This is a genomic window from Sphingomonas sp. BGYR3, from assembly GCF_025153455.1.
GTDB lineage: Bacteria > Pseudomonadota > Alphaproteobacteria > Sphingomonadales > Sphingomonadaceae > Sphingomonas.
In genome coordinates this window covers 958,533-972,378 of sequence record NZ_JANZNT010000001.1, presented here as the reverse complement: position 1 = coordinate 972,378, position 13,846 = coordinate 958,533, and the positions used below count along the sequence as shown (strand labels likewise).

At 67.0% G+C, this 13,846-nt stretch carries 10 protein-coding genes; 2 read left to right on the top strand and 8 right to left on the bottom strand.

All coding sequences use genetic code 11. From position 1 onward, the window contains the following. Together NYR55_RS04410 and NYR55_RS04405 are read right to left on the bottom strand one after the other, a co-directional pair. The gene (locus NYR55_RS04410; protein ID WP_260020006.1) at positions 1 to 1,509 is read right to left on the bottom strand and encodes a chorismate-binding protein; all 1,509 of its coding nucleotides are present in this window, start codon (positions 1,507 to 1,509) and stop codon (positions 1 to 3) included. Next, on the bottom strand, positions 1,506 to 3,473 hold the full coding sequence (locus NYR55_RS04405; RefSeq protein WP_260020005.1) for a peptidylprolyl isomerase: 1,968 nt from the start codon (positions 3,471 to 3,473) through the stop codon (positions 1,506 to 1,508). The genes NYR55_RS04410 and NYR55_RS04405 overlap by 4 nt, the downstream gene beginning before the upstream one ends. A 133-nt stretch (positions 3,474 to 3,606) precedes the next feature. On the opposite strand from NYR55_RS04405, the gene tpiA reads away from it, so the two are divergent. Then, positions 3,607 to 4,353 (top strand): triose-phosphate isomerase, encoded by a 747-nt coding sequence (gene tpiA / locus NYR55_RS04400; protein WP_260021552.1) that lies wholly within the window; start codon positions 3,607 to 3,609, stop codon positions 4,351 to 4,353. A 24-nt stretch (positions 4,354 to 4,377) separates the two neighbouring features. Here the strand turns inward: tpiA and NYR55_RS04395 are convergent, their stop codons facing one another. The 4 genes from NYR55_RS04395 to rimO all read right to left on the bottom strand — a co-directional run bounded on the left by NYR55_RS04395 (position 4,378) and on the right by rimO (position 8,167). Next, the gene (locus tag NYR55_RS04395; RefSeq protein WP_260020004.1) at positions 4,378 to 5,763 is read right to left on the bottom strand and encodes a leucyl aminopeptidase family protein; all 1,386 of its coding nucleotides are present in this window, start codon (positions 5,761 to 5,763) and stop codon (positions 4,378 to 4,380) included. Positions 5,764 to 5,801: 38 nt separating this feature from the next. Then, positions 5,802 to 6,122: an MliC family protein gene (locus tag NYR55_RS04390; RefSeq protein ID WP_260020003.1), complete on the bottom strand. Its 321-nt coding sequence runs from the start codon at positions 6,120 to 6,122 to the stop codon at positions 5,802 to 5,804. A gap of 30 nt (positions 6,123 to 6,152) precedes the next feature. After that, entirely contained in the window at positions 6,153 to 6,734 is a 582-nt protein-coding gene (locus NYR55_RS04385) for a beta/gamma crystallin family protein (RefSeq protein WP_260020002.1), read from the bottom strand. Positions 6,735 to 6,838: 104 nt separating this feature from the next. Then, on the bottom strand, positions 6,839 to 8,167 hold the full coding sequence (gene rimO / locus NYR55_RS04380; RefSeq protein WP_260020001.1) for a 30S ribosomal protein S12 methylthiotransferase RimO: 1,329 nt from the start codon (positions 8,165 to 8,167) through the stop codon (positions 6,839 to 6,841). A 223-nt stretch (positions 8,168 to 8,390) separates the two neighbouring features. Between rimO and katG the strand changes: the two genes are divergently transcribed. Next, on the top strand, positions 8,391 to 10,598 hold the full coding sequence (gene katG / locus NYR55_RS04375; protein ID WP_260020000.1) for a catalase/peroxidase HPI: 2,208 nt from the start codon (positions 8,391 to 8,393) through the stop codon (positions 10,596 to 10,598). Between the two features lie 122 nt (positions 10,599 to 10,720). On the opposite strand, the gene NYR55_RS04370 is transcribed toward katG, so the two are convergent. Next, positions 10,721 to 11,017: a DUF952 domain-containing protein gene (locus NYR55_RS04370; protein WP_260021550.1), complete on the bottom strand. Its 297-nt coding sequence runs from the start codon at positions 11,015 to 11,017 to the stop codon at positions 10,721 to 10,723. A gap of 41 nt (positions 11,018 to 11,058) precedes the next feature. Then, a complete protein-coding gene (gene gyrA, locus NYR55_RS04365) occupies positions 11,059 to 13,830 on the bottom strand; it encodes a DNA gyrase subunit A (RefSeq protein ID WP_260019999.1) in 2,772 nt (923 codons plus the stop codon). Positions 13,831 to 13,846 lie beyond the last annotated feature (16 nt).

Below are 13,846 nucleotides of genomic sequence, written 5' to 3'. Positions count from 1 at the left end.
CTATTGTCCGAACCCGGCCTCTTGCGCGCGGGCGATGGCGTCGCGGGCAGCGGCGAACAGCGCGCCGGATTTCGCCTCGCACTCCCGCTGTTCATAGGCGGGATCGCTGTCCGCCACGATGCCTGCGCCGGCCTGAACGTGCATCACGCCATCCTTGACCAGGGCAGTGCGCAGCACGATGCAGCTGTCCATCGATCCGTCCGGGCTGAAATAGCCGACGCCGCCGGCATAGGGCCCGCGCGTTTCCGGTTCGAGTTCGGCGATGATCTCGCACGCCCGCACCTTTGGCGCACCGGACACGGTGCCCGCCGGAAATCCGGCGAACAGCGCGTCGATCGCGTCATGGTCCGGCGACAGCCGGCCGGTGACGTTGGACACGATGTGCATCACATGGCTGTAGAATTCGACCATGTAGCTGTCGGTAACCTTGACCGTCCCCGCCGCCGCCACCCGGCCGACATCGTTGCGACCAAGGTCCAGCAGCATCAGATGTTCGGCGCGTTCCTTTGGATCGTCGAGCAGGCTCTTGCGATTGGCGGCATCCTCTGCCCCTGTCGCGCCGCGCGGCCGCGTTCCCGCGATGGGCCGGATCGTGACTTCGCCATCGCGCACCCGCACCAGGATCTCGGGGCTGGACCCGATCAGCGCAAAGCCGGGCAGGTCGAGGTGATAGAGAAACGGCGAGGGGTTGATCCGCCGAAGCGACCGATAGAGTTCGATGGGCGGCAGCGGAAAGGGCGCGGTGAACCGCTGCGCCAGCACCACCTGAAAGATGTCGCCCGCGACGATATAGTCCTTCGCCCGCGCCACCATCGCCCGATAGGCGCCATCGGGCAGGACCGGTTGCTGAATCACCGCGTCCAGTTCGGCAGCACGCGGCTCCGGCGCCGGCGGTGCGCTGGCCAGCCGGGCGGCGGTCGCGTCGATCCGTTCCACCGCACGTTCGATGGTCCGGGCCGGATCGGTGTCGCTGTCCGGCCAGACGGGTGCGACCAGGAACAGGCTGTCGGCCAGCCGGTCGAAGATCAGGATGACGGTGGGGCGGACAAAGATCATGTCCGGCACGCCGACCGGGTTGGGCGCGGGCCGGGGCAGTTTTTCCACCAGACCCACCGTTTCATAGGCGAAATAGCCGACAAGGCACGCCAGAGCGCGCGGCAGGGCAGCGGGCACGTCCATCCGGCAAGCGGCGACGAGATCGCGCAGCGCATCGAGCGTGGGCAACGGATGGGGCCGGAATGCCGCGCGGTCGGTGGTCCAATGGGGGTTCACCTCTGCCGCGTTGCCGGACGCGCGGAACACCAGATCGGGGGCCAGCCCGATCAGGCTGTGCCGCCCGCGCACGGCCCCGCCCTCAACCGATTCCAGCAGGAAATCGCCGCGCCCCGGCTCGATCAGCTTGAGCGCCGCGCCAACCGGCGTTTCGGTGTCGGCCACCGCCGTCCGCCACAACAGGGCGGGGCGGCCGGCCGCCAGCGCCGCGCGTGCTTCCGCCTGCCCGTGGATCACTGGGCAGCGGCTCCGGCCGAACCGCCCGAACGCAGCGCATTGGTGACGCGGTCGATCGTCGCCTGATTGCGGGTGACGCCGGCCTTTGCCTGGGCCGCGCGGGCAAATTGCTGAACCAGTTCGCCGCCCGATGTCTGCGCCAGCTCTGCCCGGCGACGTTCGATCAGCTGCTGGTTGCCAGTGGCATCGCCGCGCTGGATCGCGTCCAGATAGACGACGTAATAACCGCGCTTTGCCTCTTCCTGGGTCAGTTTGGCCTTTTTGGGGGCCATGGAGAACATCAGCGACAGGGGCGCAGGCACGCGGCCCTGATTCTGCTGCTGGATGGCGAGCAGCTGCAGGCGCGATGCACTGACCGGTTCCGGCTTGGGCAGGGTGACGCCGGCCGAGGCAAAGGCGTCGGCCAGGGTCGCGCCGCCTTCGACCTTGCGGACGATGGCCGCCGCCGTCTGGCGCGCGCGGGTCAGCGCACGGTCGACGATGAAGTCGCGTCGCACAGCCTCTTGAATCCGGGCCAGCGGCGGGGGCGCGGCTTCCACCACCCGGTCCAGCACGATCAGCGCGAACGACCCGTCCTGACCCAGCGGCACGATCTGCGGCGCATCGCCCTGATTGACCGCAAAAGCGGCCTTGGCGAGTTCCGCCGACAGGGGATCGGGCGCCTCACCCGATTTTTCGGGATCGACGCCATTGCCCAGCAGCGGCGCGGTGCGCTCTGCGGTCAGCTTGGCATCGGCGACGATTTCGTCGAACGTGCCATTGGCGGTGATGCCGTCATTCACCTTGTCCTGAATCTGGTTCAGCCGGTCGGCCAGCCGCTGGTCGGTCAGTTCCTTGACCAGTGCCTCGCGTGCCTGAGCCAGCGTCTGGCCCGGCACGCGGGTTATCTTTTCAACGCGCAGGACGTGCCAGCCAAGCGGCGACTGCACCGGGCCGACCAGCGCCTTGTCCGCCGCGCCAAAGGCGGCAGCGCCGACCGCATCGGCGCTTTGCCCGACCAGCGCGGCGCGATCCAGATCGGTCAGCGTGCTGGCCTCCAGCCCCGCAGCCTGTGCGGCGGCGGCCAGCGTCTGACCGCCCTTGACCGCGGTTGCGATGCGCTGTGCCGTTGCCTGATCGGCGGCGATGACCTGTCCGAAACTGCGCTTTTCGCTGGCGGCGAACCGCTGGCCCGCGCCTGAATAGGCCTTTTGCACATCGGCGTCGCTGATCGTGATCGATTGGCGCAGGGCATCGGCCTGAACCCGCGCATAGCGGACGGCGCGGCGTTCCGGGATGGTGTAGCGCGCCCGGTTGCGGCCGAAAAAGGCCAGCAGTTCCGCATCGGTCGGCGGCGCGCCCATGCCGAACGCCTGGATCGGCACGAAACCGGCCTGGCCCCGGCGCTGTTCCAGCACCTGAGAGGCGTAGGGCAGGGCGACCTTGTTCGGGATCTGCGTTGCGCCGACCGTCGGCCCGGTCAGCCAGTCGCGCATGATGCCGTTGCCGATATCGCGGCGCAGCTCGTCCAGCGTGATGCCCCGGTCGGACAGGAACCGGTCCAGCGCGGCCTGATCGAACTTGCCGTCCAGCCCGCGGAACACCGGCGCGCTGGCGATTTCGCCGTCAATCGCCTTTTCCCCGACATGCATCCCCAGATCCTTGCCAAGCGCGGCCAGCGCGGCATTGGCGATCAGGCCATCGACAATGTCCTTGACCCCGCCCGCCTGGATCAGCCGGTCCATGTCCAGCGTCGGATTGCTCATCCGTGCCTGGGTCAGCGCGTTGCGCACCGCCTTTTGCAGGTCGGTATCCGTGATCCTGGTGCCGTCGATGCTGGCCACCGCATCGCCCGTTGCGGCCCCGCCGGTGCGCACATTGCCGATATCGGCAAGCGCAAAGGCCAGCCCGATGACGACGAGGAAGACAAGCGCGAACAGCTTGCCCCAGACGGAATTGATCAGGCGGCGCAGGCCGGAAAGCATGGAGGCGTACCAATCGTATAGCCAGGGAACCGCCGCAGGCTCTAGGCGCAGTTTCCGCCGCCTTCAAGGTTGCGCGCAACGCGGGGGGCGCTATCGCGGTCGGCAATCACGTGCGTAAGGGGGTTTGGTGACGATGACGCGACGCAAGCTGGTGGCCGGCAACTGGAAGATGTTCGGGATGAAGGGCGACCTGCCCCAGGTGACGGGGATCGCATCGGCTTCGGCGTTGCATACGAATGTGGACGTCGCGCTGTGCCTGCCCTTTACCCTGATCGAGGCGGCTGTGGCCGCCGCGCCGGCACTGACCATCGGTGCGCAGGATTGTCATGAGAATGACAGGGGCGCGCATACCGGCTGCATCTCCGCTGCGATGCTGGCCGAAATCGGGGCGCGCACCGTGATCGTCGGGCATAGCGAACGCCGCGCGGATCAGAACGAGACGAGCCACGATGCCTGGGCAAAGGCGGCGGCGGCGCGTCGCCACGGCCTGTCCGTGATCCTGTGCTGCGGCGAGACTGAGGCGGAGCGGGATGCGGGCCGCGCCGAGCGCGTGGTGCAGGCGCAGATCGAGAAATCGGTGCCGGAGGGCGCGGACGGCAGCTGGTTTACGCTGGCCTATGAGCCGCGCTGGGCGATCGGCACCGGCCGGACGCCGACCACGGATCAGATCGCGAGCATCCACGCCATCGCCCGCGCCAAGCTGCGCCAGATGGTCGGCGATGCGGCCGACACCATCCGCATCCTGTATGGCGGGTCGGTGACGGGCGCCAATGCCGCGAGCCTGCTGGCGGTGGAGAATGTCGACGGCGCACTGGTCGGCGGGGCCAGCCTGACCGCCGAAAAGTTCGTGCCGATCATCGAGGCGGCGGCGGCGCTGTGACCCGCTGATCCCCGACCGGGGCGGTCAGCCGAACCGCCCCTTCAGCATGGTCCATGCGGCCCGCAGGCCCAGTGCCTCCCCGCCCTTTGGCCGGCCGGGGCGGGGGGCGGGGCGCCAGGCAAAGGTGTCGAGATGCGCCCAGGGGATGGTGGCGGGGACAAAGCGCCGCAGGAACAGCGCGGCGGTGACCGCCCCGGCCATGCCGCCTTCCGGCGCATTGACCATGTCGGCAATGTCGGACCGCAGCATCTCGTCATACCCGTCCCATAGCGGCAGTCGCCATAGCGGGTCGTGCGCGGTACCCGCCGCCGCCATCAGATCCGCCGCCAGCGCATCGTCATTGACGAAGGTGGCGGGCAAATCCGGCCCCAGCGCCACGCGCGCCGCGCCGGTCAGCGTCGCAAAATCCAGCATCAGCACCGGTTCGCCCTCCGCCGCCCGGACCAGCGCATCGCCCAGGATCAGCCGACCCTCGGCATCGGTATTGGTGTTTTCGACTGTAATCCCCTTGCGCGTTTTCAGGACGTCGCCTGGGCGGAAGGCATTGCCCGCTATCGCGTTTTCCACCGCCGGGATCAGCAGGTGCAGGCGCACGGGCAGCCGCTGGCTAAGGATCAGCGTGGCCAGCGCCAGCGCATGGGCGGCACCGCCCATATCCTTTTTCATCAGCGCCATCGCGCTGCCCGGTTTGATATTGAGGCCGCCCGAATCGAACACCACGCCCTTGCCGATCACGGCGATGCGCGGATGGGCGGGATTGCCCCATTCCAGCTCAATGAGGCGCGGCTCACGGCCACGCGCCGCCGCCTGACCGACGGCATGGATCATCGGATAACCGCGTTCCAGATCGATCCCCTGCGTCACCGTGACGCTGGCGCCATGCCGGTCGGCCAGCGCGCGCGTCGCCGATTCCAGTTCCGCCGGGCCAAGGTCGGCGGCGGGCGTGTTGACCAGATCGCGGACCATGGCCACCGCCTCGGCCAGCGCAACCGTCTCAGCGATCCGGGCGGGTTCGCCGGTCAACAGGACGCGGGGACCGGCGGGGGCGGGGTCCTTTCGATAGGCGTCGAACCGGTGCTGGGCGAGCGCCCAGCCGAGCATCGCCGCGCCCGGTTCGCCATCGGCCAGGCGATAGCTGCCCTCCGGCAACTGTTCGCCCAGCGACGCGATGCGCCAGGGCGATGTTTCCGCCTCGTCACAGACCAGCAGCATCGACCAGTCCTCTGCTCCCTCGCCGGGCAGGACGGCGCGATTGCCCGGCTTTCCGGCCAGCCGATGCGCGGCGACGGTGGCGCGGATGCGCGGCGGCTGGGCCGACAGCCAGGCGTCCCAGGCCTCCGGTCGGACGACATGGATGGTGCGGGCGGGCTGGCCGCGATCGGGCTGCAGCAGGGCGTTGAAATCGGTCATCCCGCTTTAGCTAGGATGGATGACCGATTTTGGCCAGATCAGCGCGGGACTGCGATTTGCCGACAGGTTTCGGGTGCGGTGCGGGCGGCCGTGTTCCACTGAACACTGCTGCCGTTCCGCTGGAGCCGCTGACCGGCCAGACCTTCATAGCTTTCGCCCTGAAGCGAGGCGGCGGCGCGCATCACGATGGTCTGGCTGTCGTTGACCCGCACGATCGCGCCCCGATCGCGATAATCGACGCGCAGGCGCGTGCCCTGACTGCATTCGTAAAAGCTGCTGCCGCCCGGCGTGCCGATCGGCTGCATACATCCGGCCAGCATCCCCATGCCCGCTAGCGCCGCGATGATCCGCAGTTTCATGGTCACTCCTCCCCCCAAGGATGGTTCAGGTCAGTATCCGGTCCGCGTGCACAGCACGTCCGCCAGCATCACCCGGCGGCTGACGGTTTCCAGCGCCTCACGCGCTGATCCGGTCCAGCCGCGTTGGCGGCAGAATGTGTCGGCCGTAGTCGCTGCGCACTGCGTCGTGGCGCTGCCGCGCGCACAGGCCGGGATGCGTTCGCCGAACCGGCGCGGGGCGGGGAAGAATTCCGATGCCATGCCGCGCAGCGACGGGCCGGGATTGCCGGTGTCGCCGCCGCCGCCACCTCCGCCGCCACCCATGGGCCGCATGGATTGCAGCGCGCTGCGCGGCCCCAGCCGCCCGGCGATGTTCGGTTCGCTGCGGTCAACGGTGATGCAGGTGCCGCGATAGTTGGGTTCTGCGCACAGCTGCCATCGGCCGCGCGTCACGCGGATGCTGGTCACCGGCCAGGACAGGCGCAGATTGGGCTGTGCCTCCTGAACCGCGACAGCCGGTCCGCGATAGCCAAGGTCGCGGTACAGGGTCGCCTCTGGCCCGCCGCTCTGACCCAGCAGCATCGGCGATGCGATGGCGGTCAGCCATGCGGCCCAGCGCAGTTTAACGGTCATATCGCATCCTCCCCCCAACTGTCCGGCCGCGACTCGAACGGGTGCAGCCCCCCTGCACCCGGAACGCTAAGCCATTTCCCGCCGAAAGTAAGGGGGAAGTTGGTTCAGGCAGGCACGCCGTACAGATCGTGATCGTCGGCGTCCTCGATCGTGACGGGCACAATATCGCCGACGGTCAAATGGGCTGCATCGCGCAGGAATACCTCGCCGTCGATTTCCGGCGCGTCCGCCATCGACCGGCCCGTCGCGCCGCCATCTTCGTCCACCGCGTCGATGATGACGTCCAGCGTCCGCCCGACCTTTGCCGCCAGCTTTTCCGACGAAATGCGCGCCGTCAGTTCCATCAGGCGGGCATAGCGTTCTTCCTTGACCGCTTCCGGCACCGGATCGGGCAGGTCGTTCGCCGCCGCACCGGCAACGGGTTCGAACCGGAATGCGCCGACCCGGTCCAGCCGCGCCTCGGCCAGCCATTCCATCAGATATTCGAAATCCGCCTCCGTCTCGCCGGGAAAGCCGACGACGAAGGTGGACCGGATCGCGATGTCCGGGCAGATTTCCCGCCATCCGCGGATGCGCTCCAGCACCTTTGCCTCGTTCGCCGGGCGGCGCATCGCGCGCAGCACCGACGGGCTGGCATGCTGAAACGGAATGTCGAGATAGGGGAGCACCAGCCCCTCGGCCATCAGCGGGATGACCTGATCGACATGGGGATAGGGATAGACATAGTGCAGCCGCACCCATGCCCCCAGCTGGCCCAGTTCGCGGGCCAGATCGGTCATGTGGGGCACCACGTCGCGCCCCTTCCACGCGCGCGGTTCCTTTCGGATATCCACGCCATAGGCAGAGGTATCCTGGCTGATGACCAGCAGTTCGCGCGTCCCGGCCGCGACCAGCTTTTCCGCCTCGCGCAGGATCGCGTCGGGCCGCCGGCTGACCAGATCGCCGCGGAGCGACGGAATGATGCAGAAGGCGCAGCGGTGGTTGCAGCCCTCTGAAATCTTCAGATAGCTGTAGTGCCGCGGCGTAAGCTTCAGCCCCTGTTCGGGCACCAGGTTGACGAAGGGAGAGGGCGGCATCGGTGCGGCCTGATGCACCGCGCCGACCACCTGTTCATATTCGTGCGCGCCCGTGATCGCCAGCACGTTGGGGAACCGGTCGCGGATCACGTCAGCTTCCTTGCCCATGCAACCGGTTACGATGACCCGGCCGTTTTCGGCCAGCGCCTCGCCGATCGCCTCCAGCGATTCTTCCTTCGCGCTGTCCAGAAAGCCGCAGGTGTTGACCAGCACAACGTCCGCGCCCGCGTAATCGGGCGAGAGCTGATAGCCATCGCTGCGCAATTTGGTCAGGATGCGTTCGCTGTCGACAAGGTTCTTGGGACAGCCGAGCGACACCATGCCCACGCGGGGCGGCTCGGGAAGGATGGTTGCCATGATCGGCGCGCAGATAATGCGAATATCGCCATTTTGATAGTCCCTGCCTCAGCCGGACTTGCAGCCGTCATGTTCGAGGCGCAGCCTTGCAACCCAGCGAGACTCGTGCCGCCGGCTGATCGACGATGTTCGATTACTCTGATGCGATTTCCTGATTGGACCTCGTCAGCGGCCCGCACGATCTTGATGACAGGATAAATCAGGCAAGACGACTGGAGGAGCCATGAACGTCGAATCGAAATGCCCCATGCACGGCAATGAAATGGACGGTAACGCCGTCCTGTTTGGCATGACCAACCGGCTGTGGTGGCCGCATCAGGTCGATCTTTCGATCCTCAACAAGAATTCGCCGCTCGTCGATCCGATGGGCGAGGATTTCGATTATGCCGAAGCGTTCAGCAAGCTGGACCTGGAAGCCGTCAAGGCCGACATCTCCGCGCTGATGACCGACAGCCAGCCCTGGTGGCCGGCGGATTTCGGCCATTACGGCCCGCTGTTCATCCGTATGGCCTGGCACGCGGCCGGCACCTATCGCATCGGCGATGGTCGCGGCGGTGCGGGCGCGGGTCAGCAGCGGTTCGCCCCGCTCAACAGCTGGCCGGACAATGCCAACCTGGACAAGGCGCGGATGCTGCTGTGGCCGATCAAGCAGAAATATGGCCGCGCGCTGAGCTGGGCCGATCTGCTCGTCCTGACCGGCAACGTCGCGCTGGAATCGATGGGGTTCAAGACCGCCGGGTTCGGCGGCGGCCGCGCCGATGTGTGGGAACCGGAAGAGGACGTCTATTGGGGCCCCGAGCGCGAATGGCTGGCCGATACCGGTCGTTATTCGGGCGAGCGTGAGCTGGAGAACCCGCTGGGCGCGGTGCAGATGGGCCTGATCTACGTCAATCCGGAAGGGCCGAACGGCAATCCCGATCCGCTGGCGGCGGCGCACGACATCCGCGAAACCTTTGGCCGGATGGCGATGAACGACGAGGAAACCGTCGCGCTGATCGCGGGTGGCCATACCTTTGGCAAGACGCATGGCGCGGCGAACCCGGAGGAATATGTCGGGCCGGAGCCGGAGGGCGCGGCGCTTGAGGCGCAGGCGTTCGGATGGTCGAACAGCTTCGGCAAGGGCCATTCGGAACACACCATCACCAGCGGCCTGGAAGTCACCTGGACGCAGGAGCCGACCAAGTGGACCAACCTCTACTTCAAGAACCTGTTCGAGCATGAGTGGGAGCTGACCAAGAGCCCGGCCGGCGCGCATCAGTGGGTGGCCAAGGACGCGGCAGAGGACGTGCCGGACGCCCACGTGCCCGGCAAGTTCCACCGCCCGACCATGCTGACGACCGACCTGTCGCTGCGGTTCGACCCGGCCTATGAAAAGATTTCGCGCCGGTTCTATGAGAACCCGGACGAATTCGCCAAGGCCTTTGCCGAGGCATGGTACAAGCTGACCCACCGCGACATGGGTCCGGTCGAGCGGCTGCTGGGTCCCGATGCGCCCAAGGAACCGCGCATCTGGCAGGATCCGGTGCCGGCGGTCGATCACCCGCTGATCGACGGTGCGGATATTGCCGCGCTGAAGCAGAAGCTGTTGAACAGCGGCCTGTCCATCTCGCGCCTGGTCAAGACGGCCTGGGCTTCGGCTGCTACCTTCCGCGCATCCGACAAGCGCGGCGGTGCCAATGGTGCGCGCATCCGCCTTGCCCCTCAAAAGGACTGGGCGGTGAACGAGCCGGCCGAGCTGGCCAAGGCGCTGTCGGTGATCGAGGGCATCAAGGCCGAATTCGACGCCAATGCCGTTGGCGGCAAGAAGGTCAGCATCGCCGACCTGATCGTGCTGGGCGGCTGTGCGGCGGTCGAGGCGGCGGCCAAGGCGGCCGGTCACACCATCGACGTGCCGTTCACGCCGGGTCGCACCGACGCGACGGATGAGATGACCGATGCCGACAGCTTCAAGCCGCTGGAGCCGGTGTTCGACGGTTTCCGCAACTATGCCGGGCATCAGCCGGTGCGGACGCTGGAGGAAAACCTGGTCGACCGGGCCAATCTGCTTGGCCTGACCATGCCGGAAATGACGGCGCTGGTTGGCGGTCTGCGCGTGCTGGGTGCCAACACCAATGACAGCCCGCACGGGGTGTTCACGGACCGTGTCGGCACGCTGAGCAACGATTTCTTCGTCAACCTGCTCGGCGCCAGCTTCACGTCGAAGTGGGAGTCGTCGAACGACGATGAAGGCGTGTTCCATGCCAAGGACCGCGTCACGGGCGAGGCCAAGTGGTCGGGCACCCGTGTCGACCTGGTGTTTGGATCCAACTCGGTGCTGCGCGCCCAGGCCGAGGTTTACGGCCAGAGCGATGGCGAGCCGCACTTCGTCAAGGCGTTCGTCAAGGCGTGGGTCAAGGTGATGGAGGCTGACCGCTTCGACCTGCATCGCTGATCCAGCGGACGGCGATTGAAAGCGACCCGGTGCCCACGCGGCACCGGGTCGTTTTTCGTATCAGGCGCCGATGGTTCCCGGATGCGGCGGTCGGCCAGGCGCAGGTCAGGCCGGGCGGGGCATCAGGCGGGCAGGATCACCCGGCCATCCGCACCGCGACGCAGCGGGGCGGCGGCCAGCACCGGGGCGTGGGTCAACCGGCCATAGAGGTGCGGGAACAGCGCGCCGCCGCGCGATTCCTCCCACCGAATTGCGCTGCCGAGCGCGGACAGGTCGACCGCGGCGATCCACAGATGCGTCTGGCCCGCAAAATGCCGGTCCACCGTTTCCGTGACCTGATCGTCGGTCGATAGGTGGATATAGCCGTCGGTAATGTCGATCGGCGCGCCGTCGAACCGGTTTTCGGCCAGCGCCGCCATCTGCGACGCCGTCAGCACCTTGTACGCCGTGGTCGGGTGCGTCACGCGTCGTCCCCGTCCGATGCAGTGCCCGTGCCGTCATCCACCTCGATCGTCTTGTCGGGATCGGCGGCAGGCGGATTGGCCAGTTCCTCGGCAATGATCGCTTCGGCCGGGGTTTCCGGTTCCTCGTCATCGTCGATGCGGGCCGCGCCGACCACGTGCTCGCCCTCGGCCACGTTGAACAGGCGCACGCCCGCCGACCCGCGCCCGATGACGCGCAGCGAGGACAGCGGCATCCGGATCAGCTTGGCCTGATCGGTAACCAGCATCAGCTGCTGGTCGGTGGTGGCCGGGAAGCTGGCGACGACAGGGCCGTTGCGGGCGATGTTGTCGATGTTCGTGATCCCCTGACCCCCGCGTCCGGTGCGGCGATATTCATAGGCGGAGCTCATCTTGCCATAGCCATTGGCGCAGATGGTCAGGATGAACTGTTCCCGTTCGGCCATCGCGGTCATGCGATCGGCGGGCAGGGACGGCTCGCCCTCGCGCTCCGGCTTCCACGGGGCGAAGCGCAGATATTCCTCGCGCTCTTCGGGGCTGGCGCCGGAGCGGTGGAGGATCGACAGCGAAATCACCTCGTCGCCGGGTTTCAGCGTCATGCCGCGCACGCCGGTGGAGGCGCGGCTCTGAAACTCGCGCACATCCTCGCCGGGGAAACGGATCGCCTTGCCGTCGCGGCTGGCGAGCAGCACGTCGTCGCCTTCTTCCAGCAATGCCACGCCGATCAGCTTGTCGTCGGCATCGTCCCCTTCAAACTTCATCGCGATCTTGCCGGCCGTCGGCACGTTGGTGAATGCGTCCATGGAATTGCGACGCACGCTGCCCTTGGCCGTGGCGAACATGACGTGCAGCTTGCCCCATTCCGCCTCGTCCTCGGGCAGGGGCAGGACGGTGCTGATCGTTTCGTCCTTGGCCAGCGGCAACAGGTTGACCATCGGGCGGCCGCGCGTGGCGGGTCCGCCTTCCGGCAGTTTCCACACCTTCATGCGATAGACGCGGCCATGGGTGGAAAAGAACAGGACGGGCGTGTGCGTGCTGGTCACGAACAGATTGGTGACCGCATCCTCGTCCTTGGTCGCCATGCCCGCGCGGCCCTTGCCGCCGCGTGCCTGGGCGCGGAAGGTGGCGAGCGGGGTCCGCTTGATATACCCCTCCATGGTCACGGTGACGACCATGTCCTCGCGCTCGATCAGGTCCTCGTCCTCGATCCCGTCGGCAGCGGCGGTGATTTCGGTGCGGCGCGGCGTTGCGTAAGCATCGCGCACCGCGGTCAGTTCCTCGACCATCACCTCATACAGGCGTGCCCGGTTGCCCAGGATTTCCAGCAGCTCGCCAATCACCTCGGCCAGCTTGGCCAGCTCGTCGCCGATTTCGTCCCGGCCCAGCGCGGTCAGGCGGTGGAGGCGCAGGTCCAGGATCGCCCGCACCTGAATGTCGGACAGGCGATAGACGGTTGCGCCCTCGTCGCTGACCGTCGCTTCGACCAGGCGCAGATAGGGCGCGATGTCGCCGATCGGCCATTCGCGGACCAGCAGCCGTTCGCGCGCGACCACCGGGCTTGGCGATCCGCGGATGATCCGCACCACCTCGTCCAGGTTCGACACTGCGATGACCAGGCCCAGCAAGATGTGCGCCCGGTCCCGCGCCTTGGCCAGTTCGAACTTGGACCGGCGGGTGATCACTTCCTCGCGGAACTTGACGAACGCCTCGATGATGTCGCGCAGGTTCAACAGTTCCGGGCGGCCGCTGCGGATGGCCAGCATATTGGCCGGGAAGCTGCTTTGCGCGGGCGTGTTGCGCCACAGCTGATTAAGGACGACATCGGGCGTCGCATCGCGCTTCAGGTCGATGACGATCCGCACGCCCTCGCGGCTGGATTCGTCGCGGATGTCGGCAATGCCCTCGACCCGCTTTTCCTTGGCCGCCTCTGCGATCTTTTCGACAAGGGCGCTCTTGCCCTGCTGAAACGGGATTTCGGTCAGGACGATCGAGCGGCGTTCGCCGCGCTGTTCGATGGTGTGGCGGCACCGCACGATGATCGAACCGCGCCCGGTGTGATAGGCGTTGCGGCAGCCGGACCGGCCCAGGATCAGCGCGCCGGTGGGGAAATCGGGGCCGGGGACGATTTCGGTCAGTTCCTCGACCGTGATCGCGCCATTGGCGATATAGGCGAGGCAGGCATCGATCACCTCGCCCAGATTGTGCGGCGGGATGTTGGTGGCCATGCCGACCGCGATGCCGCCCGCGCCGTTGACCAGCAGATTGGGAAACCGGGCCGGCAGGACCGTCGGCTCGCTTTCCGAGCCGTCGTAATTGTCCTGAAAATCGACCGTGTCCTTGTCGATATCGTCAAGCAGCGCGCCCGCCACCTTTGCCAGCCGCGCCTCGGTATAGCGCATCGCGGCGGGCATATCGGGGTCCATCGACCCGAAATTGCCCTGACCATCGATCAGCGGGACGCGCATCGACCAGTCCTGCGCCATGCGCGCCATGGCCATGTAGATCGAGCTGTCGCCGTGCGGATGGTATTTGCCCATCACGTCGCCGACCAGACGGGCCGACTTGCGATAGGGCTTGTTGGCCAGATAGCCACCCTCCTGCGCCGCATAAAGGATGCGGCGATGCACGGGTTTCAGGCCATCGCGCACGTCCGGCAGGGCGCGGGCAACGATGACCGACATGGCGTAGTCGAGATAGCTCGACCGCATCTCGTCGACGATGCTGATCGGTGTGATATCGGAAGGGTCGGCGAGGATGGTCTCGTCGGTCAATTTGCGACACTTTCGG